Origin of the sequence: Streptomyces hirsutus (genome assembly GCF_001418415.1) — a bacterium.
GTDB lineage: Bacteria > Actinomycetota > Actinomycetes > Streptomycetales > Streptomycetaceae > Streptomyces > Streptomyces hirsutus.
In genome coordinates, this window is record NZ_LIQT01000748.1 from 1 (window position 1) to 1,737 (window position 1,737).

Here is a 1,737-nt window from a genome sequence, read left to right on the forward strand (position 1 = left end):
CCGCGGGCGACGCCGCCGCCGGAGACGTACAGCTCGCCGACGGTGCCGGGCGGGACGAGCCGGCCCCAGGGGTCGAGGACGTAGCCGTGCTGTCCGGCCAGTGGTCGGCCGATGGGCGAGCGGACGGTGCCGTGGACGTCGTCCTCGGTGATGGTGCGGAGGGTGACGTGCACGCAGGTCTCGGTGATGCCGTACATGTTCACCAGGGCGGGCCGGTGCCCGGGGGCGGTGAACCAGTCGCGGTAGTCCCGCACGTCGAAGGCGTCGCCGCCGAAGACGACCGTGCGCAGGGCCAGGTCGCCGAAGCCGGCTCCGGCGTCCTTCAGGTGGGCGCGCAGGCCCTTGAAGGCGGCGGGGGTCTGGTTGAGGACGGTGACGCGCTCCTCGCGCAGCACGCGGTGCACGGCCGCCGGGTCGCGCACCTCGTCCGAGGTGAGCACCACGACGCGTCCGCCGGTGGCGAGCGGCGCCCACAGCTCCCACACGGAGAAGTCGAAGGCGGGCGAGTGCATGAGCGTCCACACGTCGGCGGGGCCGAAGCCGAAGTGCCGGTCGGCGGCGCCCAGCAGCCAGGCCAGGTTGGCGTGGGTGACCTCCACGCCCTTCGGGCGGCCGGTGGAGCCGGAGGTGTAGATGACGNNTCGTCGGACCCGTGCTCGTCGTCGGAGTCGTCGAGCAGCACGAGCCGGGCGGGCAGGGAGTCGACGGCGGTGCGCGTGGCGGTGTCGGTGACGATCCAGTCGATGCCCGCGTCGGTGACGGTGAACTCGCGCCGGGCCTGCGGGTGGGAGGGGTCGAGCGGCAGATGGGCGGCGCCGGCCCGCCAGATGGCGAGCAGGGCCACCGCCAGGTCGGGGGTGCGGTCGAGGCAGACGCCGACGAGTGAGCCGCGGGCCACGCCGGCGGCACGCAGTCTCCGCGCCAGCGCGGAGGCGCGGGCGTCGAGCCGGGCGTAGGTCAGGGAGCGGCCCGATCCGCTGACGGCGACCGCGTGCGGGGCGCGGGCCGCGTGCTCGGCGAACCGGTCGGGTGCGGTCCGCGGGGCGGGGGCGGTTCCGGTGCCGGTGTTGGCGGGACCGTCCGGGCCGAGGAGGCGGCCGCGTTCGGCGGGGGTGAGCGGGTCGATGGTGCTGAGCGGGGTGTCGGGGGTGGCGCAGAACGCCTCCAGGAGGGTGACGGTGTGCCGGGCGAGGGCGGCGACGGAGGCTTCCTCGAACAGGTCGGGCCGGTAGACGAGGGACAGCTCGGTGCGGTCCTCGCCGGCGCGCAGGTCCAGGGTGAGATCGAACTTGGCGGTGGTGAGGCCGATCCGGTACGGGGTCACGACCGCCTCCCCGAGGGTGAGGCCGCCGGTGGCGGCGGTGCCGGACNNGCGGCCGGGGTCGGGTCGTCGGAGAGGTCGCCGCGCAGCACGAGGGTGTTGGCGAAGAAGCCGACGAGCTGCTCGGTCTCGACGCGTTCCCGGTTGGCGACGACGGTGCCGACGGCGATGTCGCGCTGTCCGGTGTGGAAGGCCAGCGCGGCCTGGAAGGCGGCCAGCACGGTCATGTAGGGGGTCGTGCCGACGCGCTGCCCCAGTGCGGCGAGCGCGTCGGTGAGGGAGGGCGGCAGGGTGACCTGGTGGACGGCCCCCCGGCTGCCGGGGGTTTCGGGGCGGGGGTGGTCGGCCGGCAGCTCCAGCGGGGTGAGTCCGGCCAGGCGGGTGCGCCAGTGCTCCAGCGCGGCGGACCGGTCGCT

General features: G+C 75.5%; 1 protein-coding gene and 2 pseudogenes. All 3 read right to left on the minus strand.

What is annotated here, in order from left to right:
• Positions 1 to 599: AMP-binding protein (locus tag AOK11_RS44255; RefSeq protein WP_276204870.1), on the minus strand; the 599-nt coding region annotated here is incomplete at its 3' end.
• A gap of 42 nt (positions 600 to 641) precedes the next feature.
• A pseudogene (locus AOK11_RS44260) lies at positions 642 to 1,324 on the minus strand (AMP-binding protein); the annotation flags it as partial.
• A 48-nt stretch (positions 1,325 to 1,372) separates the two neighbouring features.
• Positions 1,373 to 1,719, minus strand: a pseudogene (locus tag AOK11_RS44265) (condensation domain-containing protein); the annotation flags it as partial.
• Between the last annotated feature and the right edge of the window lie 18 nt (positions 1,720 to 1,737).